We start from the raw sequence: 19,698 nt of genomic DNA, 5'->3' as shown, positions 1-19,698 counted from the left end.
GCGGCGCCGACGCCACCATCGACACCACCGGTGCCGACGCCACCGGTGCCGACGCCACCGCGGCCGTGCACCGGGCGATCGAGGCGGTCTGGCGGATCGAGTCGGCCAAGGTGATCGCCGCGGTGGCCAGGCTGGTGCGCGATGTCGGGCTGGCCGAGGAGCTGGCGCAGGACGCGCTGGTGGCGGCACTGGAGAAGTGGCCGCGGACGGGTGTCCCGCGCAACCCGGGGGCCTGGCTGACGACCACCGCCAAGCACCGGGCGGTGGACGCGGTGCGCCGCCGGGAGGTGCTGCGCCGCAAGATCGACCAGCTCGGCCACGAGCTCGCCGTCGCGGGCGAGGGCGTGCCTGGGCCGGACATCGACGCGGCCCTCGACGACGACATCGGCGACGACCTGCTGCGGTTGGTGTTCACCGCCTGCCATCCGGTGCTGTCCACCGAGGCTAGGGTGGCGCTCACCCTGCGCATGCTGGGCGGGCTGAGCACGAAGGAGATCGCGCGGGCCTTCCTCGTCCCCGAGCCGACCGTGGCGCAGCGGATCGTCCGGGCGAAGCGCACCCTCGCCGACGCGGGAGTGCCCTTCGAGGTGCCGCAGGGCGGTGAGCTCGCCGCCCGGCTCGCGTCGGTGCTGGAGGTGGTCTACCTGATCTTCAACGAGGGGTACTCGGCGACGGTCGGTGAGGACTGGATGCGGCCGGCGCTGTGCGAGGAGGCACTGCGGCTCGGCCGGATCCTGGCCGAGCTGGCGCCCGCCGAGGCCGAGGTGCACGGGCTGGTCGCCCTGATGGAGATCCAGGCCTCCCGCGCGGGCGCCCGGACCGGACCCCGCGGGGAGCCGGTGCTGCTGCTCGACCAGGACCGCGCGCGCTGGGACCGCGTCCTCATCGGGCGCGGGCTGGCGGCGCTGGAGCGCGCCGAGGCGCTCGGCAGCCCGTACGGCCCGTACCGGCTGCAGGCCGCGATCGCCGCCTGCCACGCCCGGGCCCGGACCGCCGGGGAGACCGACTGGGTGCGGATCGCCGCGCTGTACGCCGTGCTCGCCCGGCTGACGCCGTCACCGGTGGTGGAGCTGAACCGGGCGGTGGCCCTCGGAATGGCGTTCGGGCCGGCCAGCGGGCTGGCCCTGGTGGACCGGCTGACCTCGGAGCCCGCGCTCAAGGCCTACCACCTGCTGCCGAGCGTGCGCGGGGACCTGCTCGCCCGGCTGGGCCGGCATCCGGAGGCCGCCGAGGAGTTCCGCCGGGCGGCCTCGCTGACCCGCAACGGCCGGGAGCGGACCCTGCTGCTGGAGCGCGCGGCGGCGTCCGCGGCCGAGGCGGGCGGCGGGGCGCCGGCCGCCGGGGCGTCGGTGCGGACCGCGGTCGGGCCCTCGGAAGAGACCGGGGCCGGGCGGGCGCCGGAGCGGGCGGGAGGGGGAGAGGGAGCGGGGGACCGGGAGGGGGAGCGCTGAGCGGCACCGTCGGCGCGGCCCGCCGCCGGTCCGCCCGCCGACTGCGCCGGCGGCTCAGCGGCTCAGCGGCTCAGCGGCTCAACGGCTCAACGGATCAGCGGATCAGCCGGCGCTCCTTGGCGGCGGCGACCGCGCCGGCCCGGGTGTCCACCCCCAACTTGTCGTAGATCCGTCCGAGGTGGGTCTTCACGGTCGCCTCGCTGATGAACAGGGCGCGGGCGATCTCGCGGTTGCCCAGGCCCTGGGCGAGCTGGGCGAGGATGTCCTGCTCGCGGTCGGTCAGCTGGGGCGCGGGTGCGCGCATCTGCGCCATCACCCGGGAGGCGACCGGCGGGGAGAGGGTGGTGCGGCCCCGGGCCGCCGCGTGCACGGCGGCGAAGAGCTCCTCCGGCCGCTCCGCCTTGAGCAGGTAGCCGGTCGCGCCGGCGCCGATCGCGCGGGTGATGTCCGCGTCGGTGTCGTACGTGGTGAGGACCAGCACGTGCGGCGCGCCGGGCGCGCCGCTGATCCGCCGGGTGGCCTCGACCCCGTCGATGCCCTCGCCGAGCTGGAGGTCCATCAGGACGACCTGCGGCCGGAGCCTGGCGGCCAGTGCCACGGCCTCCTCGCCGCTGCTGGCCTCGCCCACCACCTCGATGTCGCCCGCGCTGGCGAGCAGGGCGAGCAGGCCGGCGCGCACCACGGCGTGGTCGTCGCAGACCAGCAGGCGGACGGGCGGGGTCATGCGGCCTCCAGGGGGATCGCGGCGGAGACGACGGTGCCCTCGCCGGGAGTGCTCTCGACGGTCAGCGTGCCACCGAGCTGGCGGAGCCGGGCGCGCATCGCCGGGAGTCCGTGGCCGCGCCCCGTTCCGGGATCCGGCTCGGCGCCCGGCCCGGCCGCGGCGAAGCCCCGGCCGTCGTCGGCGATGTCCAGCACCACCTGGTCGCCCAGGTAGGAGAGGGTCAGGGCGGCGGCCGACGCGCCGGCGTGCTCGCGGACGTTGGCCAGCGCGCCCTGCGCGATCCGCAGCAGCGCCGACTGGGCGGCGGCCGGCAGCCGGGTGGGGGCGCCGTCGAGCAGGAAGCGGACCGGCAGGCCGCTCTCGGCGGACTCGCGCTCGGCGAGCGCCCGCAGCGCCTGGTCGAGGGTCCGGCCGTCGGCGAGCTCGGCCGGGGCCAGGTCGTGGACGAAGCGGCGGGCCTCGGCGAGGTTGCGGGCGGCCACCGAACCCGCGGTACGGACGTGGCCGCGGGCGGTGGACGGGTCGGTGTCCCAGGTGCGGTCCGCGGCCTGGAGCAGCATCCGCTGGCTGGACAGCCCCTGGGCGAGGGTGTCGTGGATCTCCATCGCCAGGCGCTCGCGCTCGGCCAGGGTGCCCTCGCGGCGTTCGGTGGCGGCGAGCTCGCGCCGGGTGCGGACCAGGTCGTCGATCAGCGCCCGCTGCCGGGCGGCCTGGCGCTCCATGTACAGGAAGACGGCGGTGGCGAGCGCGGCCACGGCCGGCGGCACCAGCAGCTGGATCGGGTCCGGACTGCGGGCGAGCCGGGCCTGCGCCACCATCACCAGCGCGGTGAGCGCGGCCACCAGCGGGATCGCGGCCCGGGCGGGGAGGGCGCGCAGGGCGGTGTACACGAGCGGGACGGCGCACCAGGCGAAGCTCGGGGCCAGCAGCACCAGCACCACCCAGAGCGCCACCACGACGATCAGCGCGAGCAGGCGTCGGCGGGCGGTGTCCGGCCCGCCGTCCGCGCCGGTGCCGCCCGTCCGCGGGGGCGGTCCCGAGGTGTCCGGCCGGCCCCGGAGCAGCCAGGAGCCGGCCGACTGCGCCACCGCGAGCGCGGCGCTCAGACCGAGCACCCAGGGCACCCGCGGATTGCCCGGGTGGTGGGTCAGGTAGCGGACCAGGGAGGCGGCGAGCAGCAGCAGGAAGGCGGAGTCGAGCACCGCGGTCAGCCAGCCCGCGTCCGGGTCGGTGCCGGAGCGGCGGGGGTGCTGCACCGGGTGCTCCTTCGGTTGCGGCGGGCGGGGTCGGGCGGTGGGGCCGGGAGCCCGCGTCCGGTGGCGGTCGGCGGCGTACGGACACCGCCCGACCCGGCTGCGGACACGGCCCCCGAGCTGCGTCGACACCAGAATCCTGACTCGCCGGGAGGGGGCGCGCATCAACCGATCGGCTGACCCCGCCGTCCTCCATGATGCTTCAGCGAGCGGGCCGGACCGCCGATCCGGCGCGGGCGGTCGCGGCCCGAGGATCGAAGCAGAGCGGGAGCCGCGGAGCTCCGCCCGATCCACGAGGAGCTGGACCATGAAGAAGATCAGCATGCGTACCCGGGTACTGACCGGTGCCGTCGCCGCGGCCGCTCTGGGTGCCGGCACCCTCGGCGCCGTCTCGGCCAGCGCCGACACCGCGCAGACCCCGGCGGTGCGGGCCGAGGCCAAGGCCGACCCGCAGAACAAGAACCTGATCGAGACCACCGAGCTGACCGTCGAGGCCGCCACCAAGGCCGCGCAGGCCACGCTGGACGCCGCCGCCAAGGCCGGCCAGCACGTCTCGGTCGCGGTGGTCGACCGCGACGGCATCACCCGGGTGCTGCTCAAGGGCGACGGCGCCGGCCCGCAGTCCCCGGAGTCGGCCGAGCGCAAGGCCTTCACCGCGGTCTCGTGGAACGCCCCGACCTCCGAGCTGGCGAAGCGCCTCGCGCAGGCCCCCAACCTGAAGGACATCCCCGGCACGCTGTTCCTGGCCGGCGGCGCACCGGTGCAGGCCAAGGGCGCCCCGATCGCGGCGATCGGCGTCGCGGGCGCGCCCAGCGGCGACCTGGACGAGCAGTTCGCGCAGGCCGGCGTGGCGGCCCTCGGCAAGTGACCCGGGGGTCGGCCCCGGGGCGGCGGGGACGCCGCGGATCCGGGGGCCGGTCCCGTTCGCGGGCACCCGCCCCGTTCGCCGGTATGTCAGGGGCGCGGGCCCGCCGCCGTCCCGCAGGATGGGCGCATGGCACAGATGACCGAGACACAGTGGCGTGAGTTCCTCTCCGCCGGCACCCGCACCGCGAAGCTCGCCACCACCCGCGCGGACGGGCGTCCGCACGTCGCACCGGTGTGGTTCCTGCTGGACGGGGACGACATCGTCCTCAACACCGGCAAGGAGACCGTCAAGGGCCGCACCCTGGCCCGCGACGGCCGGGTGATGCTCTGCGTGGACGACGACCGGCCGCCGTTCTCCTTCGCCCTGGTACAGGGCACCGCGACGCTGAGCGAGGACCTGCCGGAGGTCCGGGCCTGGGCCACCCGGATCGCCGCCCGTTACATGGGCGAGGAGCGTGCCGAGGAGTACGGGGCCCGCAACGGCGTCCCCGGCGAGCTGCTGGTGCGGGTGCGGATCGAGAAGGTGACGGGGCAGCTGGGGGTGGCCGACTGACGCGGGCGCGGCCGGTCTCCGGGCTCCTGGGGCCCCGTTCCGGCCGCTCCCGCCCCGAGCACCGCGGTGGCGCCGGCCCGTCCGGCGTCCGTCGGCGCGACCCGGCGCCGCCACCGGCCGGTGTGCACGCCGATTGTCGGTGCCGCGTGGCAGGCTTCCCGGCATGACCCCGTGGACCCTCACCGACATCGAACGCGCGATCCGCTCCTCCTGGGGCGTCGACACCTGTGCGCCCGAGGACCTGGGGCGGTGGCATCCGGGCAATCCCGCGCGCGGCCAGTGCGGTGTGGTCGCGATGGTGCTGAACGACCTCCTCGGCGGCGAGCTGATGATGGGCGAGGTGCACGTGGACGGCGTCCGCACGGATCTGCACTGGTGGAACCGCTTCGCCGGCGGCGTGGAGATCGACCTCACCCGCGAGCAGTTCGACGCCTGCGAGGAGGTCGGCCCGGGTCGGCCCGTCGCGCGCCCGACGCGGCCGGGCCGGCTCCAGGCGGAGTACGAGCTGCTGCGCGGGCGGGTGCTCGCGGCGCTCGCCGCCGGCGCCCGGGAGGGCGGGCCGGGCCGGTCGGCCGTTCCGGTCCACGCCGCCGCGCGCTGAACCCTGAACGCCGCACGCTGGACCCGCGCGCTGAACGCCGAACGCTCCCGAGCCGTACGGACCGCGGGCGCCGGTCCAGCGGGCGTGCCCGTCCTGCGCCGACCCTTCCGGCCGGTGGTTCGCGCGCTGATCCGGTATCCGGGGCCGGGACGCCCTAGGGTCGTCGCAGGACACCGCAGCGGGAGCAGGGAGTGACCATGTCCGTGAAGTCGGTCGGATTCGTCGGCCTCGGCGCGATGGGCCGGGGGATGGCCGCCAGCCTGCTCGCGGCCGGCCTCCCGGTGCGGGTGTGGAACCGCTCCTCGGGGCCGGTGGACGAGCTGGTGGCGAAGGGCGCCACCGCGGCCGCCGGCCTTGCCGACGTCTTCGCCGCCGAGGTCGTCGTCTCGATGCTGGCCGACGACCGGGCGGTCGAGGCCCTCCTGCTGGACCGGGAGCTGCTCGCCGGCGCCGCCGCGGCGGTGCACGTCAACATGGCGACGGTCTCGATCGAGCTCGCCGAACGCGCCGCCGCCCTGCACGCCGAGCACGGCATCGGGTACGTGGCCGCGCCGGTCCTCGGCCGACCCGGTGTCGCGGCGGCGGGGGAGCTCAACGTCCTGGCGGCGGGCGACGCGGCCGCGCTGGAGCGGGTCGGACCGCTGCTGGCCGCGATGGGCCGCCGGACCTGGTACTTCGGGGACCGGCCGGTGCAGGCCAACACCGCGAAGATCAGCACCAACTTCCTGCTGGCCTGCGCCATCGAGTCGCTGGCCGAGGCCTGCAGCCTGGCCGACGCCAACGGCGTGCGGCCCACCGACCTGGTCGAGATGCTGACGGGGACGCTCTTCCCCGGCCCGGTCTACTCGGGCTACGGCTCGATGGTGGCCGAGCGCCGCTACGAGCCGGCCGGATTCCGGCTGCCGCTCGGCCTGAAGGACGTCAACCTCGCGCTCGCGGCGGGCGAGGCGCGCAACGTCCCGCTCCCGATCGGGAGCGTGCTGCGGGACGCCTTCCTGGACGCGCTCGCGCACGGCGACGGCGACAAGGACTGGGCGGCGGTGGCCGCTGTCGCCCGTCGCCGCGCGGGCCTGCCGGCCTGACCCGTCGGCACCCGCTCCGCGTGCCCCGGGCCGTGCCACCGGCCCGGGCACCAGGGGGCAGGCTGGGCATGTACCTGATTGTCGTGTGAGGGGCGGGACGTTGACGACACGTCGGGTGCCCGAACGGTGGGACGTGTGCGCCGGGCCCCGGGTGCGCGACTGCCGCCGGAGGGGGCGTGCGGACGAAATTTCGGGCCCTCGAACAGGTGGCACAAAAGCCCTGCGAGGTGACGGAATTGGGTTAATCGGACATCAATTTCGCGTTTCAAGGGCACAAGATGGTATTCGAGTGTGAAAGGCGGCGGCCCATTCGGTATCGTCCGTCGGACTTCAACTTCGCGGGGGCTCTGCTGCACGGCGGCGGATCCGTGCCGCCTTCCGGGTCGACCCGGACTTCTTCGTGAGGTATCCCAGTGTCCATTCGTCGCAGTTTCGCCCTCGCGGGCGCCGTCGCGCTTGCTTCCTCCATCGTGCTGGGCGGCGCGCAGGGTGCGCTCGCCGTCGGCAGCGCCGCCTCCCCCTCGGCCGCGGCCAAGGCCGAGAAGGCGGCCCACACCGCCCTCGACCTGTCCGTGAAGGGCGTGCCGAACGAGTTCGTCGCCGGTGGCGACGCCCGCGAGTTCACCTTCACGATCGACAACGCCACGGCCCACGACTTCGCCTTCGTGCCGCTGCTCAAGTTCAAGGACAGCAAGGGCAAGCTGCACTCGGCCGACTTCAAGGCCGAGTACCAGCTCCCCAAGACCACCGCCTGGCTGCCGACCGTCCCGCCGCCGGGTGTCGACAACAGCGACGACGCCGGTCTCACCGCGCTGGCCGCGCTGACCCCCGAGGGCGAGCTCACCGACGACAGCGTGCTCTTCGTCGGCAAGGGCACCAACGTGACCATCAAGGTCCGGGTGTCCTTCACCAAGGACGCGCCGCTCGGCAAGGCCGCCGTGGTGCCGGTCGTGGTCTCCGCCGAGCTCGACGACCAGACCGGTGAGGCGAACGGCGACGGTGTCTGGTCCTGCGACCAGATCAAGGGCGCGGGCTTCGTCATCAAGGCGCCCAAGCCGGTGCCGAGCCCGAGCGCGACCACGACCAAGCCGAGCCCGAGCGCCACCGCCTCGTCCTCGCCGTCCGCGACCGCGTCGCCGTCCGCCTCCCCGTCGCCGACGGCCACGGCCACGCAGACCGAGACGCCGACCACCCCGGCCACCAGCCCGGCCGCCTCGACGAGCTCCGCGCCCGCCCCGGCCACCTCCAGCGCCCCGGCGCCGTCGACCAGCACCACGGACGGTGCCCAGACGCCGATCGACTTCCCGGTCAACGTCCCGACCGTCACCCCGCCGAAGATCACCGACACGGCCGCGACCAAGGCCAAGGCCAAGGCCGAGGCCGCCGCCAAGGACCTCGCCGCGACCGGTGGCGGCAGCGACAGCACGCCGATCGCCATCGCGGGCGGCGCCGTCCTGGCCGCCGGTGTCGGCACCCTCGTGGTGCTCCGTCGCCGCAAGAGCGCCCAGCACGGCTGAGCCCGGCCACCGGTGAGCCGGGCGTCCGCCGACCAGGCGGCCGCCCGGCGCTCCGAGGCCTGACGCAAGCCCCCCGTTCACTCCGGCCGCCCGCCGGAGCGACGGGGGGCTTGCGCGTTCCCCCGGTGCCCTCGCCGGTCTGCCCGCCGTCCTGCGGGCCACGGGCATCCCGGCGCCCGGCCGTCACCGGGTCCACACCCGGTCGGCACCCTCCCGACTCGGCAGGTCACATAGGATGACCGGCCGATGGGGACGGCCCCGGGCGACCGGGGGTGGGGAAGAGGTAGCGGTGCGGACAGCGAGGCCCGGCAGGGCGACCGGTGACTACGAGGCGGCCACCGGCCGGATCGCGGGTCTGCCGGTCCGCAGACACCATGTGCTGCTGATCGCCTGGACGGTGCTCTGGTTCCTCGTGGTCGAACCCAGCGGCGGGGTCTCCTGGCACTACCTGCGGCAGGGCGAGCAACTGCTCTTCGACCAGCAGCCCGGCGGCGGGCTCTCCCTCTACGCCCACCACCCGGAGCTCCAGATCGGACCGGTCAGCCTGACCGCGGCCCGGCTGTTCGCGCCCTTCCCCGAGCACGTCGGGCAACTGCTGGCCGAGGCGGCCATGTCCGGGCTCGGCCTGGTGATGCTGGTGCTGGTCGGCCGCACCGCGGCCTGGTACTACCTGGGCACCGGGACCAACCACCGGCGCCTGCAGCAGCGGCTGCTGGTGGCCGGGCTGGCCTTCATCCCGATGTGGGTCGAGGTCTCGGTGCGGTTCGCACACCTGGACGACGTGCTGGCGCTGTTCTTCACCACGCTCGCCGCGTACGCGCTCAGCCGCGGCCGGGCCACCGCCGTCGGCGTCTACCTGGCGCTTGCGGTGGACTCCAAGCCCTGGGCGCTGTCGTTCGTCCCGCTGATCCTGGCGCTGCCCCGCCCGCAGTGGCGGCGCGCCGCGCTGTGGCTGGCCGGGCTGGTGGCGGTGGCCTGGCTGCCGTTCTACCTGGGGACGTCCGGCTCCTTCGCCGCGGCCCGGTTCACCATCCCCAACCAGGCCGCCTCCTCGCTCCGCTGGCTGGGCGTCTCCGATCCCGCGACGCCCTGGTGGGACCGCCCGGCGCAGGCCCTGCTGGGGCTCGGGCTGGGCACCCTGGCGGTGTGGCGGGGCCGCTGGCCGGCCGTCGTCCTGCTCGGCGCCGACGCCCGGATCCTGTTCGATCCCAGCGTCTACACCTACTACTCGGCGTCGATCCTGCTCGGCACCCTGCTCTGGGACGCGGTCGGGCAGAAGCGTCTCGTCCCGTGGTGGAGCTGGATCGCGCTGGCGATGCTCTACGGGGGCACCCTGGTGATCCCCTCGGACTCGGCCTGCGGCCTGGTCCGACTGGCCTTCGTGGTCCTCTCCGCGGCGTACGTGCTGCTCCGGCCGGCCAAGCGGGTGCGCGGGAGCGGCGCCCGGACCGCCGGATCGCAGCGCGGCCGGGGCCGGGCGGGCGGCCGGCGCGTCCTGACCGGTGCCCGGAGCTGAGGCGCCCGGGCCCGGGCCCCGGTGGACCGGCCTCAGCCCGTGACCAGCTCGCGGGCGTCGTCCGGCACCGGGGCGGTCCGGCTCCGGCGGCCGAAGAGCACCGGGAGCAGGGCCAGCCCGACCAGCGCGCCGAGCAGCTGGGCCAGCAGGAAGGGCGGCACGGACCCGGCCGCGATGCCGGTGTAGCTGTCGGTGAACATCCGCGCCAGCGTGAGGGCGGGGTTGGCGAAGGCCCCCGAGGAAGTCGCCCAGCAGGCGGCCGCGATCCAGAGGCCGACCGCCGCGGGTACCAGCCGGCCGCGCCCCGTCCGGACCAGGCCGAAGACCAGCAGGACGAGCAGCCCGGTCGCCACCGCCTCGGCGAGCCACAGGTGGGCGCCGTCCCGGGCCTGGCCGGAGACCTGGAGGAAGGGGCGCTCGAACATCAGGTTCGCCAGCCCCGTCCCGGTGATCGCACCGGCCAGCTGGGCGCCCGCGTACACGCCCAGCTCGCGCACGGTCAGGCCGGTCCCCTCGTGCCGTTCGGTCCACCAGGCGGCGACCGAGACCAGCGGGTTGAAGTGGCCGCCGGACACCGGGCCCAGCGCGGCGATCAGCACCACCAGGGCCAGTGCGGAGGCGGTGACGTTGGCCAGGAACCGCACTCCCAGATCCGGGCTGAGGGCGGTGGCGCGGATGCCGGAGCCGACCACGACGGCCGCCAGCGCGGCGGTGCCGACCGCCTCCGCGGCCAGGCGTCGGTGCAGCGGCGGCGCAATCATGGTCATGGCCACATGGTCGCGGGGCCGGCCGGGGCGGGCAATTGGCTGCTTCGTCCAAACACCGCCCCGGGGTGGGCCTCCGGCTCGGAGACTCGTACGGCGCTGTGCACGCGCGGGGCGGCCGGGGTGCCCGGGGCGGCCGGAAACCGGGTTGACCCTTCCGTAACGTGAGGCGGCAGAGTCGGCGGCAGCACGAAGGGAGCGAACCCGAATGAGCACCGGCTACTCGGTGGGCCAGGTGGCCAGGGCCGCGGGCGTGACCGTCCGGACCCTGCACCACTACGACGAGATCGGCCTGCTGTCCCCGCGGGGCCGTACCGCGTCCGGCTACCGCCGCTACCAGGACGCCGATCTGGACCGGCTGCAGCAGGTCCTGTTCTACCGCGAACTCGGGTTCCCCCTGGAGGAGATCGCGGCGATCCTGGACGACGGCTCGGTGAGCCCGGACGAACACCTCCGACGCCAGCACGAGCTGCTGACGGCGAGGATCGGCCACCTCCAGGACCTGGCCGCGGCAGTCGAACGAGCGATGGAGGCAAGGACGATGGGAACCCAGCTGACGCCCGAGGAGAAGTTCGAGGTGTTCGGTGCCGACTACCGGGAGGAATGGGAGGAGGAGGCCGAGCAGCGGTGGGGCGACACCGAGGCCTGGAAGCAGTCCCAGCGCCGCACCGGCGGCTACCGGAAGGCGGACTGGCAGCGGGTGAAGGCCGAGATGGACGTCCTCAACGAGCGTCTCGTCCGGGCGGTTTCGGCCGGCCTCGCGCCGGACGCCGCCGAGGCGATGGACCTCGCCGAGGCGCACCGCGGCCACATCACCGCGAACTTCTACGACTGCGGGTACGGGATCCACCGCGGCCTGGCCGCGATGTACCTCGCCGATCCGCGGTTCACCGCCACCTACGAGCGGCTCGCCCCCGGTCTGGCCCGCTGGCTGCACGACGCGATCATCGCCAACGCCGACCGTGCCGAGGCCGGTTGAGGCCCGGTGGGCCCGAGTGACCCGGCCGGCCCGGGTGGTTCGGACGGCTTGCGGCGGTCACGCCACCGTCCGGCCGAAGCTGCGCCGGTACGCCGTCGGCGACGTCCGCATGGTGCGGCCGAAGTGGTGGCGGAAGGTGGCGGCGCTCTCGAATCCGACGGCGACGGCGATCTCCTCGACCGTGCCGTCCGGGGATTCGAGCAGCGGGAGGCTGGCGGCGATGCGCTGGGCGATCACCCAGCGCATCGGCGTCGTCCCGTTGCGCGCGGTGAAGTGGCGCAGGTAGGAGCGGTCGGACATCCGGGCGGCGCGGGCGAGCAGGGAGACGGTCAGCGGGGTGGCGAGGTGCTCCATCGCCCACCGCATGCTGCGGCCGATGCCGTCGTCCTCCTCCTCCACCGGGTTGACGGCCGCCTCGATGAACTGGGCCTGGCCGCCGTCGCGGTGCGGCGGGACCACGAACCGGCGGGCGACGCTGTTGGCCACCCTGGCGCCGTGGTCGCGTCGGACGAGGTGCAGGCAGAGGTCGATGCCGGCCGCGCTGCCGGCGCTGGTGAGCACGTCCCCGCCGTCCACGTACAGGACGTCGGGATTGACCTTCACCAGCGGGTGGCGCTGCTGGAGGAGTTCGGCGTAGCGCCAGTGGGTGGTGGCCTCCCGGCCGTCGAGGAGGCCGGCCGCCGCCAGGGCGAACGCGCCGGAGCAGATGGAGACGATCCGGGCCCCGCGCTCGTGCGCGGTGCGCAGGGCGGCGACCAGCGCGGGGGAGACCTCGCCGCTGAAGGCGTTGGGCACGCCGGGGATGACCACGGTGTCGGCGGCGGCGAGCGCGTCCAGGCCGTGGTGGGCGGTGATCGAGAAGCCGCCGACCGCGCCCAGGGTGGATCCCGGCCGGTCCGTGCAGACCGTCAGTCCGTACCAGGGGGCCGCCAGCAGGCCGCCGAGCTCGGGCCGGGCGAGCGCGAAGACCTCGACCACGACGCCGAGCTCGAACGGCGTCATGCCGTCGAAGGCGTACACGGCGACGTCGTGCACCGGCTCCGGTCGCCGCCCGATGGTGACGGCCACCGGCCCGGAGGTCTGCTGCTCGGCCACGGGATCCCCTCGATCGGACGAAGTGGCGGGATGACGGCGAGTGTAGTGGCCCGCGCCAGGGGCGCCGCCCGGGTTGGCGGCGGGGACCGGGTCGTCTCCCCGATGACCGTCGCCGACCGTCGCCGACCGCCGGGGGACCGGACCTGACCGCCTCGCTGCCATCACCGGGACGGTTCCTCCGGGCCCCCTCCCCGCGGTGCCTCGACCGGGCTTCGCGGAGAGGCCGCCGAGAACCGTCGGGAAGCCCTCGGGAAGCCACCGGGAATCCGCGGGGAAGTCGTCGGGAAATCCGGGAACCGCCTGCAACCCCGGTGGGGGATGGACGTCCTACGAGTGGGGGCGACGGCGCTGGCACAATCACCAGCGATCACGACCTCGATCACATGTCCTGACCGCCGTGATGGCTCGTCACCGCGGTCCCGGGGGAAAGCGACTCGTAGATGTCCATGGCCATCGTGCCGGCAGGGGGACCCTTCGCGGGGCGTGTCCCGTCGCTCCGAGGACTGCTGACGCTGCTCTTCGGCGCCCGGCCGGCGACGGACGGCGAAGGGGGGCCGCTCGGCGCACCGGCCGACGAGCAGGAGGCCACCCAGCGGCGGTCCGGCTTCCGGCTGCTGCGGGGCGGGCGCAGGCCCGCCGAGGAGAAGCCCACCCTGACCGACCTGTACCACGCGCACCGGCTCGGCCTGGTGCGGATGGCCGTCCTGCTGGTCGACCATCAGGACCTCGCCGAGGACGTGGTGCAGGAGGCCTTCACCGCCCTGTACCAACGGCACGGCGAGCAGCTGGACGACCTCGACAACGCGCTCGGCTACCTGCGCACCTCGGTGGTCAACGGCGCCCGCTCCATGCTGCGCCGCCGCAGGACGGCCCGGGAGTACGTCCCGCCGCACGAGGCCGACGCCCCCTCGGCCGAGGACCACGCCGTGCTCAACGACGAGCACCGCCGGGTGCTCGTCGCCCTCCAGGAGCTGACCACGCGCCAGCGCGAGGTGCTGGTGCTCCGCTACTGGTCCGACCTGTCGGAGGCCCAGATAGCCGAGACCCTCGGGCTGTCCCGGGGCGCTGTGAAGTCCACCGCGAGCCGGGCCCTGGACGCCCTCGAGAAGCAGCTGGAGAAGGTCCGATGAGCGAGAAGCATCCCCAGCCGCCCGGCGGCGACGGCGGATCCGGCGGCACCCCGCTGGAACGCCTGCTCCGCGACGCGCTCGACGCGCGGGCCGAACAGGTCGCCGCCCACGACCTGCGCCCGGCGGACCCGCCGAACCGCCGGGTCCGCCGGCTGCGCCCGGTGTACGTCGTGGCGGTGCCGCTCCTCGGCCTGGCCGCTGCGCTGGCGTTCGGCGTCCTCGGGTTCCGGGGCGACAGCGTGGCCAGGCACGACGAGGCGCCGCCGGCGGCCACGCTCACGGCCGGCCCGAGTCCGTCGGCGAGCGGGACGGCGCCGACCGCCAGCCCCTCGCCGAGTGCCACCGGCGCCTCCCCGCTGGCACCGCCGGACGGCTCGGCGGCCTCCACGGCGAGCGGCGCCGCGGTGCCGTACGACTTCCGGGGCGTCAGGTTCCTGGTGCCGGCCGGCTGGAGCGTGCCTTCCCAGGACCCGTCCGCGGTCACCCTCTGCGTGCTGAGCCCGGGCGCCCCGTCCGGCGCCGGCGCGAAGGACTGCGCCCCGTACGGCGTCCTGCTGGCGGCCTACAACACGGCCGAGGAGGTCGGCCGGGCCACCTGGCCGACGGCGGAGGCCCTGGACTCCGAGGCCGGCTGGTCGCCGCAGCCGTACTGCCCGGTCTGGGGGAACCCGCACGCGATCGGCGCCGGCGACTCGTACAAGCCGGTCGGTGCAGCCGTGCGGACCAGGGACATCGTGGCGGGCCAGGCGATCCGCAAGACCCAGTGGCAGGTCGCCTGCAACGGCCGGGAGAACTTCACCGCGCAGCTGTGGGGCCTGACGGGCGACCAGGTGTTCGTGGCGGCCGTCGGCCTGAAGCCGGAGTACCAGGCCGGGCTGGTGTCGATCCTGGACACGCTCGACCTGGGCGGCCGGCAGGCCCCCGTCCTCAAGCCGCACCAGAACGACATCGCGATCACGGTGGAGGGGCTCGGGGCGGGCCAGTCGGTGCCGAACGACGGGACGACGGTGACGGTCTCGGTCACCTACCGCAACACCGGTCAGACCGCCTACCCGTCGGTGCACCCGCTGCTCTTCGCCGAGAACTACGCGGGCTCGCCGGGCCAGGGGGTGCGGACCACCGAGGGCGCCCTGGAGCGGATGGACGGCACCGCCTGGAAGCAGCTGGAGCTCGGTGTGGGCGGCGGAATGGACTACGCGACGCAGGGCAAGGACGCGGCCTTCCCGCTGGCACCGGGGCAGAGCCGGACCGTCAGGTACCGGTTGAAGCTGACCTCCAAGGACGGCGCGGGCGTGCTGCCGGTGACGGCCCAGGCGGTGCTGCCCTACGACGGGACCGGGGACCTGGTGCTCCTGGGGGCCAGGACCGTCCCGGTGCGGGTGGTCGTGAAGTAGGCCGTACCCGGCCGGACACGACGGCGCGGGCCGGCCCCGGGGTTCCGGGGCCGGCCCGCGCCGTCGTACGGGCGGTGGCGGTCAGCCGGCGAGCTCGGCCATCCACGCCTCGACCTCGTCGGCCCGGCGGGGCAGCCCGGCCGAGAGGTTCTCGTTGCCGTCGGCGGTGACCAGGATGTCGTCCTCGATCCGCACGCCGATGCCGCGGTACTCCGCCGGGACGGTCAGGTCGTCCAGCTGGAAGTACAGGCCGGGCTCGACCGTCAGCACCATGCCGGGCTCCAGCAGGGCGTCGACGTACGACTCGCGGCGGGCCTGGGCGCAGTCGTGCACGTCGAGGCCGAGCATGTGGCCGGTGCCGTGCAGGGTCCAGCGGCGCTGGAGGCCGAGCTCCAGGACCTTCTCCACGTCGTAGACGGAGGCGTCGAGCAGGCCCCAGGCGAGCAGCCGCTCGGCGAGCACCCGCTGCGAGGCGTCGTGGAAGTCGCGGAAGCGGCCGCCCGGCTTCACCGCGGCGATGCCGGCCTCCTGGGCGTCGTAGACGGCCTGGTAGATGGTGCGCTGCAGGTCGTCGAAGCGGCCGTTGATCGGCAGCGTGCGGGTGACGTCGGCGGTGTAGAGGGTGTCGGTCTCCACGCCGGCGTCGAGCAGCAGCAGCTCGCCCGGGCGCACGTCGCCGTCGTTGCGGACCCAGTGCAGGGTGGTGGCGTGCGGGCCGGCGGCGCAGATGGAGCCGTAGCCGACGTCGTTGCCCTCGACCCGGGCCCGGCGCCAGAAGGTGCCCTCGATCCAGCGCTCGGAGGTCGCCACGGCCTGGCCGAGCTCCCGGACCACGTCGGTGAAGCCCTTGACGGTGGCGTCGCAGGCGGCGCGCAGCTCGCCGATCTCCCACTCGTCCTTGACCAGGCGCAGCCCGCTCAGGAACTCCTTGAGCTCGGCGTCCCGCTCCTCGTCCAGGACCTCGGCGAGGGCGCTCTCCAGGGCGGCGTCGTAGCCGCGGACGATCCGGGTGGGTGCCGGGGCGGCCGCCTTGAGCTCCTCGGCGGCCTTGCGGACGTCCCGGGCGGGCAGGCCGAGCAGCTGCTCGGCCTCGTCCAGGCTGTGCCGGCGGCCGACCCAGAGCTCGCCGTTGCCGTCGAGCCAGAACTCGCCGTTCTCGCGGTTCGAGCGGGGCAGCAGGTAGAGCCCGAACTCGTGGCCGGTGGCGCCGGTGGGCTCGGCGACCAGCACCGCGTCCTCGGTGCGGTCACCGGTGAGGTGGACGTACTCGCTGGCCGCGCGGAAGGAGTACTCGGTGTCGTTGGCGCGCACCCGCAGGTTGCCGGCGGGGACGACCAGGCGCTCACCGGGGAAGGCGGCGGACAGCCCGGCCCGCCGCTCGGCGGCGTACGCGGCCTGGGCGATCGGGGCGAGGCCGTGCAGCTCGGTGTCGTCCCAGCCGGTCTTCATGGACGCGGAGAGTTCCTCGGACACCTCGTCGTAGAGGCCGTTCTTGCGGCCCTTGGGCCGCTCGTCCTCGGTTCCGGCGGCCTCGGGGTTCTCGGCCACAGCCGGGGTGCGGTCCTCGGTCACGTACGTCGCCTCCTTGCGAGTCTCGCCGCCCCGGACGCGTCGGATCGCGACACCCGTGGGGCGGCCGTCCGTCCCATGGTACGGACGGCCGCCCGTTCACCTGTTCGGGGGCGCGGACCGGACCGCCCGGCGCGGCCCGCCCGCACCGCGACCGCCGCCGGTCGGGCCCGCCGCCCGGGCCCGGCTACTCGAAGCGCGCGGCCAGCAGGACCAGGTCGTCGGTGCCGACCGGGGCGTCGCCGGGCCGGGCGCTGCAGGCCAGCAGGTGCGCGCAGAGCCGGTCGGGGTCGGTCCGGACGTCCCGCGGAGCGTCCGCGGCCGCCCGGCGCAGGGCGGCCTGCCCGGCGTGCAGGGTCGGGCCGAAGCGCCGGGCCAGACCCTCGGTGTAGAGCACCAGGAGGTCGCCGCGCTCGGCGTCGAGCTCCACCCCGGGCGCCTCCCAGCAGCTGAGCATGCCGAGCGGGGCGGACAGCGAGGTCTCGACGAAGTTCGCACCGTGCCGGGTGACCAGCACCGGCGGGCAGTGGCCCGCGCCGGCCAGCGTGATCCGGCGCTCGTCCGGCTCGACCCAGGCGTAGACGGCGGTGGCGCTGCGGGCCGGCTCGGTGGTCTTGAGCAGCAGCTCCAGGTCGCCGAGGACGGAGACCGGGTCCTCGCCCTCCAGTACCGCGTAGGCCCGCAGGGCGGCGCGCACCCGGCCCATCGCCGCCGCCGCGCCCGGGGCGGAGCCGGGGCCGGCCCCGGGCCCGTCACCGGAGACGCTGCCGACGCTCAGGCCGAGGGTGCCGTCGGGCAGGGCGATGGCGTCGTACCAGTCGCTGCCCGCCGACCGGTCGAGGCCGGCGGGGACGCAGCGGGCGGCCAGCCGGACGCCGGGCAGCTGCGGGAGGCGGTCGGGCAGCAGGCCCCGGCGCAGGGCCTCGGCGGTGCGCCGGGCGCGCTCCGCCTCCAGCTGCTTGGCCAGCAGCGGCGCTGCGGCCTCGCAGTAGGCGCGGGCGAGCCGCAGCCGCCGCTCGTCGGGCTCGGCGGGGCCGTCGTGGAACCAGACGGCGGCGGCCAGCGGACCGTCCTCCTCGGTGGCGAGCGGCAGGCCGATGCTGGCGCCGAGCCCGAGGTGCGCGGCCACGTCGCGCAGCCGGGGGGCCGTGGCCGGCCCGGCGAGGTCGCCGTGCAGCACCTGGTGGGGGCGACCGTGCGGGCGCAGCAGGCCCGCGAAGGGGCCCTGGTCCGGGGGGACCGTCTCCAGTGCGCCGAGCCCGGGCCGGTCCAGTCCGAGGCCGACCGGCCGGCCGGGGCCGCCGGGCGAGGCGGTGACGACGAGCCCCCGACGGGCGCCGAGCAGCGCCGCCCCGGAGCCGAGCAGGGCGGCCAGCGCGTCGTCCAGGCTGCGGGCGCGGGCGAGCAGCGCGGTGTGCTCGTACAGCTCGGTGAGGTCGGCGAGCCGCTCGGCCGGCCCCGGCTGGTCCGGCGCGCCGTCGGCCGTCGGCGCGGCCGGGGCCGCGCCGGACCCGGCCGGCGGCCCGGCGGGCGGGAGGTCGAGCAGCGGGAGCCGGGTGCCGCGGCCGGGGTCGCCGGCGGCGGGCGCCGCCGCGGGCGGCTGTGTGGTGCAGAGTCCTGTCGCGGACGGGTGGGCCTCGGTCATGCCGCTACTCCCAGCACGGTGGTACGTGTCATGCGAAACCCCCAAGTCCGGCCGAGTCGTTGCTTCGCCGTCGATCGCTGCGAAACGCCACCCGGCGTCACCGCTCGGCACTACTCGTCATTTCTCGGCACTTCTGTTCATTGATCGACAGCACGGGCACTACTTCTGGACCGGCCATTCGGGGCATATCCCGGGCGGACCCGGTCGTGACCCGGAGCAGCCGATCCGGGGCCGGCCCGGCCCGGAGCACCGCCGGGCGGCCGTTTGCCGCCGGGCCTCGGCCCGGCGGCATGGAAGCCGGGAGAGCGGGCAAGACAGGCAGGGACGGTGTCTCGCGGCCTGCCCGCTCCGACCACGAAACCGGTGGCCGTCCGGATCGTATGCCTGCACCGCCCGTGGCCCGGGCCGGTCGCGGGTCACTCACTCGTACGGTGGAACCAGCAGCGTCTGAGCGGCGTCCATCTGGTCGCATGAGGGATTCTCGTTCCAGGGGCCGACCTCTCAGGGGCCCTTCGGCAAGTCCTGTTCCATGTCGTGTTCCACGTCGCGCGCTGTCCGGCGCGGCTGCGGTGATGGCCGGCCCTTGTGGCCGTATGGCTCCGTCGGGGCCGGCAAGCCCCAGCGGTCACGGAAAGGAACGAGTGCCCATGCGTGAGACCAGGAGAGACCGGCAGGAGGGCCGCTCCGCGCGGCTGGCCGCGGCCCTGGAGGCCGCCGTGGAATACCGCTGGCCGGTGGTGCCGGGCGCGGTCGCGCACGGCGGACGCTGCTCCTGCGACCGCCCCGACTGCTCGGTGCCGGGTGCGCACCCGCACGACCCGGAGCTGCTGGCGGCCACCACCGACGCCCGGATGGTGACCTGGTGGTGGGAGCGGCAGAGCCCGGACGCGCCCGTCCTGGTCGCCACCGGCCGGGCCGTCTCGGCGGTCAGCCTGCCCGCCACGGCGGCGACCCGGGCGCTCGCGTACTTCGAGGCGCTGCGGATGCCGCTCGGCCCGGTGCTGGCCACGCCCGGCCGGTACACGCTGCTGGTCGCCCCGTACTCGCTGGACACGCTCGCGGAACTGCTGGCCCAGCAGCCCTGGGTGCCGGGGTCGATGCGCTACCACGGGCCGGGCGGGTACCTGGCGCTGCCACCCGGGTACGACGGCGGCCGGGTGCGCTGGGTGCTGGCGCCGGAGCGGCTGGAGGGCGGCGGGGTCCTGCTGCCGGAGGTCGGGCCGATGCTGGAGGAACTGGTCGCGGCGACGGCCAAGCAGGACAGCGGTCGGCCGCGGTTCTAGGCCGCGGATCTCAGTGCCCGGCGCAGCGTCCGGTCGGCTCGGTTCGGGGCCCGGTTCGTGGTTCGGTTCCGGGCCGTTGTTCCAGGGCCGGGCAGCGGCCGCGGTGCGCTCGGCCACCGGCGGTTCCACGACCTGTGGGCCGCCGGTGGCGGCCCGGCCGGGCGGGATTCCGGCGTCGATTTCGGCGGCGCGGACCGGCCGGCCCGGGGCAGGAAAAAATCCGGCCGCTGGCGACGGGGGATGCACCAGCGACCGGACTATTTGAACAGTAACAA

General features: G+C 75.4%; 17 protein-coding genes and 1 pseudogene. 12 read left to right on the top strand and 6 right to left on the bottom strand.

Annotation, left to right across the window (positions count from 1 at the left end):
- Positions 1–17 precede the first annotated feature (17 nt).
- Entirely contained in the window at positions 18–1,451 is a 1,434-nt protein-coding gene (locus ACFTWP_RS06215; RefSeq protein ID WP_380263097.1) for an RNA polymerase sigma factor, read from the top strand.
- A gap of 94 nt (positions 1,452–1,545) precedes the next feature.
- On the opposite strand, the gene ACFTWP_RS06210 is transcribed toward ACFTWP_RS06215, so the two are convergent.
- Together ACFTWP_RS06210 and ACFTWP_RS06205 are read right to left on the bottom strand one after the other, a co-directional pair.
- Positions 1,546–2,175, bottom strand: a complete 630-nt coding sequence (locus ACFTWP_RS06210; RefSeq protein ID WP_380263070.1) for a response regulator — start codon at positions 2,173–2,175, stop codon at positions 1,546–1,548.
- A complete protein-coding gene (locus ACFTWP_RS06205) occupies positions 2,172–3,431 on the bottom strand; it encodes a sensor histidine kinase (protein ID WP_380263069.1) in 1,260 nt (419 codons plus the stop codon). The genes ACFTWP_RS06210 and ACFTWP_RS06205 overlap by 4 nt, the downstream gene beginning before the upstream one ends.
- A gap of 304 nt (positions 3,432–3,735) precedes the next feature.
- Between ACFTWP_RS06205 and ACFTWP_RS06200 the strand changes: the two genes are divergently transcribed.
- The 7 genes and pseudogenes from ACFTWP_RS06200 (at position 3,736) to ACFTWP_RS06170 (ending at position 9,564) form a co-directional block, all read left to right on the top strand.
- Positions 3,736–4,296, top strand: coding sequence for a heme-binding protein (locus ACFTWP_RS06200; RefSeq protein WP_380263068.1), 561 nt, complete (start codon positions 3,736–3,738; stop codon positions 4,294–4,296).
- Between the two features lie 126 nt (positions 4,297–4,422).
- The gene (locus ACFTWP_RS06195; protein ID WP_380263067.1) at positions 4,423–4,848 is read left to right on the top strand and encodes a PPOX class F420-dependent oxidoreductase; all 426 of its coding nucleotides are present in this window, start codon (positions 4,423–4,425) and stop codon (positions 4,846–4,848) included.
- A gap of 163 nt (positions 4,849–5,011) precedes the next feature.
- Positions 5,012–5,449 (top strand): hypothetical protein, encoded by a 438-nt coding sequence (locus ACFTWP_RS06190; RefSeq protein WP_380263066.1) that lies wholly within the window; start codon positions 5,012–5,014, stop codon positions 5,447–5,449.
- A gap of 182 nt (positions 5,450–5,631) precedes the next feature.
- A pseudogene (locus ACFTWP_RS06185) lies at positions 5,632–6,108 on the top strand (NAD(P)-dependent oxidoreductase); the annotation flags it as partial.
- Entirely contained in the window at positions 6,103–6,531 is a 429-nt protein-coding gene (locus ACFTWP_RS06180; RefSeq protein WP_380263096.1) for an NAD-binding protein, read from the top strand. The pseudogene ACFTWP_RS06185 and the gene ACFTWP_RS06180, both read left to right, overlap by 6 nt.
- Positions 6,532–6,944: 413 nt before the next feature.
- Positions 6,945–8,048 (top strand): LPXTG cell wall anchor domain-containing protein, encoded by a 1,104-nt coding sequence (locus ACFTWP_RS06175; RefSeq protein ID WP_380263065.1) that lies wholly within the window; start codon positions 6,945–6,947, stop codon positions 8,046–8,048.
- A gap of 289 nt (positions 8,049–8,337) precedes the next feature.
- The gene (locus ACFTWP_RS06170; protein ID WP_380263064.1) at positions 8,338–9,564 is read left to right on the top strand and encodes a hypothetical protein; all 1,227 of its coding nucleotides are present in this window, start codon (positions 8,338–8,340) and stop codon (positions 9,562–9,564) included.
- A gap of 32 nt (positions 9,565–9,596) precedes the next feature.
- On the opposite strand, the gene ACFTWP_RS06165 is transcribed toward ACFTWP_RS06170, so the two are convergent.
- On the bottom strand, positions 9,597–10,331 hold the full coding sequence (locus ACFTWP_RS06165) for an aquaporin (RefSeq protein ID WP_380263063.1): 735 nt from the start codon (positions 10,329–10,331) through the stop codon (positions 9,597–9,599).
- 205 nt (positions 10,332–10,536) lie between these two features.
- Here ACFTWP_RS06165 and ACFTWP_RS06160 point away from each other — a divergent pair, with 205 nt between their 5' ends.
- Entirely contained in the window at positions 10,537–11,307 is a 771-nt protein-coding gene (locus tag ACFTWP_RS06160) for a MerR family transcriptional regulator (protein WP_380263062.1), read from the top strand.
- A gap of 57 nt (positions 11,308–11,364) precedes the next feature.
- Here ACFTWP_RS06160 and ACFTWP_RS06155 read toward each other — a convergent pair whose 3' ends face one another.
- Positions 11,365–12,402: a helix-turn-helix domain-containing protein gene (locus tag ACFTWP_RS06155; protein ID WP_380263061.1), complete on the bottom strand. Its 1,038-nt coding sequence runs from the start codon at positions 12,400–12,402 to the stop codon at positions 11,365–11,367.
- 440 nt (positions 12,403–12,842) lie between these two features.
- Between ACFTWP_RS06155 and ACFTWP_RS06150 the strand changes: the two genes are divergently transcribed.
- Positions 12,843–13,532 carry an RNA polymerase sigma factor gene (locus tag ACFTWP_RS06150; protein WP_380263060.1) on the top strand — a complete coding sequence of 230 codons (690 nt, stop codon included), beginning with the start codon at positions 12,843–12,845 and terminating at the stop codon, positions 13,530–13,532.
- On the top strand, positions 13,529–14,926 hold the full coding sequence (locus ACFTWP_RS06145; RefSeq protein ID WP_380263059.1) for a hypothetical protein: 1,398 nt from the start codon (positions 13,529–13,531) through the stop codon (positions 14,924–14,926). Before ACFTWP_RS06150 ends, ACFTWP_RS06145 begins: the two co-directional genes overlap by 4 nt.
- A gap of 81 nt (positions 14,927–15,007) precedes the next feature.
- Here ACFTWP_RS06145 and ACFTWP_RS06140 read toward each other — a convergent pair whose 3' ends face one another.
- Together ACFTWP_RS06140 and ACFTWP_RS06135 are read right to left on the bottom strand one after the other, a co-directional pair.
- Positions 15,008–16,498 carry an aminopeptidase P family protein gene (locus ACFTWP_RS06140; RefSeq protein ID WP_380263058.1) on the bottom strand — a complete coding sequence of 497 codons (1,491 nt, stop codon included), beginning with the start codon at positions 16,496–16,498 and terminating at the stop codon, positions 15,008–15,010.
- Between the two features lie 184 nt (positions 16,499–16,682).
- Positions 16,683–18,140, bottom strand: a complete 1,458-nt coding sequence (locus ACFTWP_RS06135; protein ID WP_380263057.1) for a PP2C family protein-serine/threonine phosphatase — start codon at positions 18,138–18,140, stop codon at positions 16,683–16,685.
- 647 nt (positions 18,141–18,787) lie between these two features.
- On the opposite strand from ACFTWP_RS06135, the gene ACFTWP_RS06130 reads away from it, so the two are divergent.
- Positions 18,788–19,423, top strand: a complete 636-nt coding sequence (locus tag ACFTWP_RS06130; protein WP_380263056.1) for a bifunctional DNA primase/polymerase — start codon at positions 18,788–18,790, stop codon at positions 19,421–19,423.
- Positions 19,424–19,698 lie beyond the last annotated feature (275 nt).

It is taken from the genome of Kitasatospora sp. NPDC057015 (assembly GCF_042673745.1).
Classification (GTDB): Bacteria; Actinomycetota; Actinomycetes; order Streptomycetales; family Streptomycetaceae; genus Kitasatospora.
This window is presented reverse-complemented; position numbering and strand designations above follow the sequence as displayed.

Coding starts and splice junctions, on each gene's coding strand:
- ACFTWP_RS06210 (WP_380263070.1), bottom strand. CDS start 2,175: ATGACCCCGCCCGTCCGCCTGCTGGTCTGCGACGACCACGCCGTGGTG.
- ACFTWP_RS06200 (WP_380263068.1), top strand. CDS start 3,736: ATGAAGAAGATCAGCATGCGTACCCGGGTACTGACCGGTGCCGTCGCC.
- ACFTWP_RS06195 (WP_380263067.1), top strand. CDS start 4,423: ATGGCACAGATGACCGAGACACAGTGGCGTGAGTTCCTCTCCGCCGGC.
- ACFTWP_RS06190 (WP_380263066.1), top strand. CDS start 5,012: ATGACCCCGTGGACCCTCACCGACATCGAACGCGCGATCCGCTCCTCC.
- ACFTWP_RS06180 (WP_380263096.1), top strand. CDS start 6,103: ATGGGCCGCCGGACCTGGTACTTCGGGGACCGGCCGGTGCAGGCCAAC.
- ACFTWP_RS06165 (WP_380263063.1), bottom strand. CDS start 10,331: ATGACCATGATTGCGCCGCCGCTGCACCGACGCCTGGCCGCGGAGGCG.
- ACFTWP_RS06160 (WP_380263062.1), top strand. CDS start 10,537: ATGAGCACCGGCTACTCGGTGGGCCAGGTGGCCAGGGCCGCGGGCGTG.
- ACFTWP_RS06150 (WP_380263060.1), top strand. CDS start 12,843: ATGTCCATGGCCATCGTGCCGGCAGGGGGACCCTTCGCGGGGCGTGTC.
- ACFTWP_RS06145 (WP_380263059.1), top strand. CDS start 13,529: ATGAGCGAGAAGCATCCCCAGCCGCCCGGCGGCGACGGCGGATCCGGC.
- ACFTWP_RS06135 (WP_380263057.1), bottom strand. CDS start 18,140: ATGACCGAGGCCCACCCGTCCGCGACAGGACTCTGCACCACACAGCCG.
- ACFTWP_RS06130 (WP_380263056.1), top strand. CDS start 18,788: ATGCGTGAGACCAGGAGAGACCGGCAGGAGGGCCGCTCCGCGCGGCTG.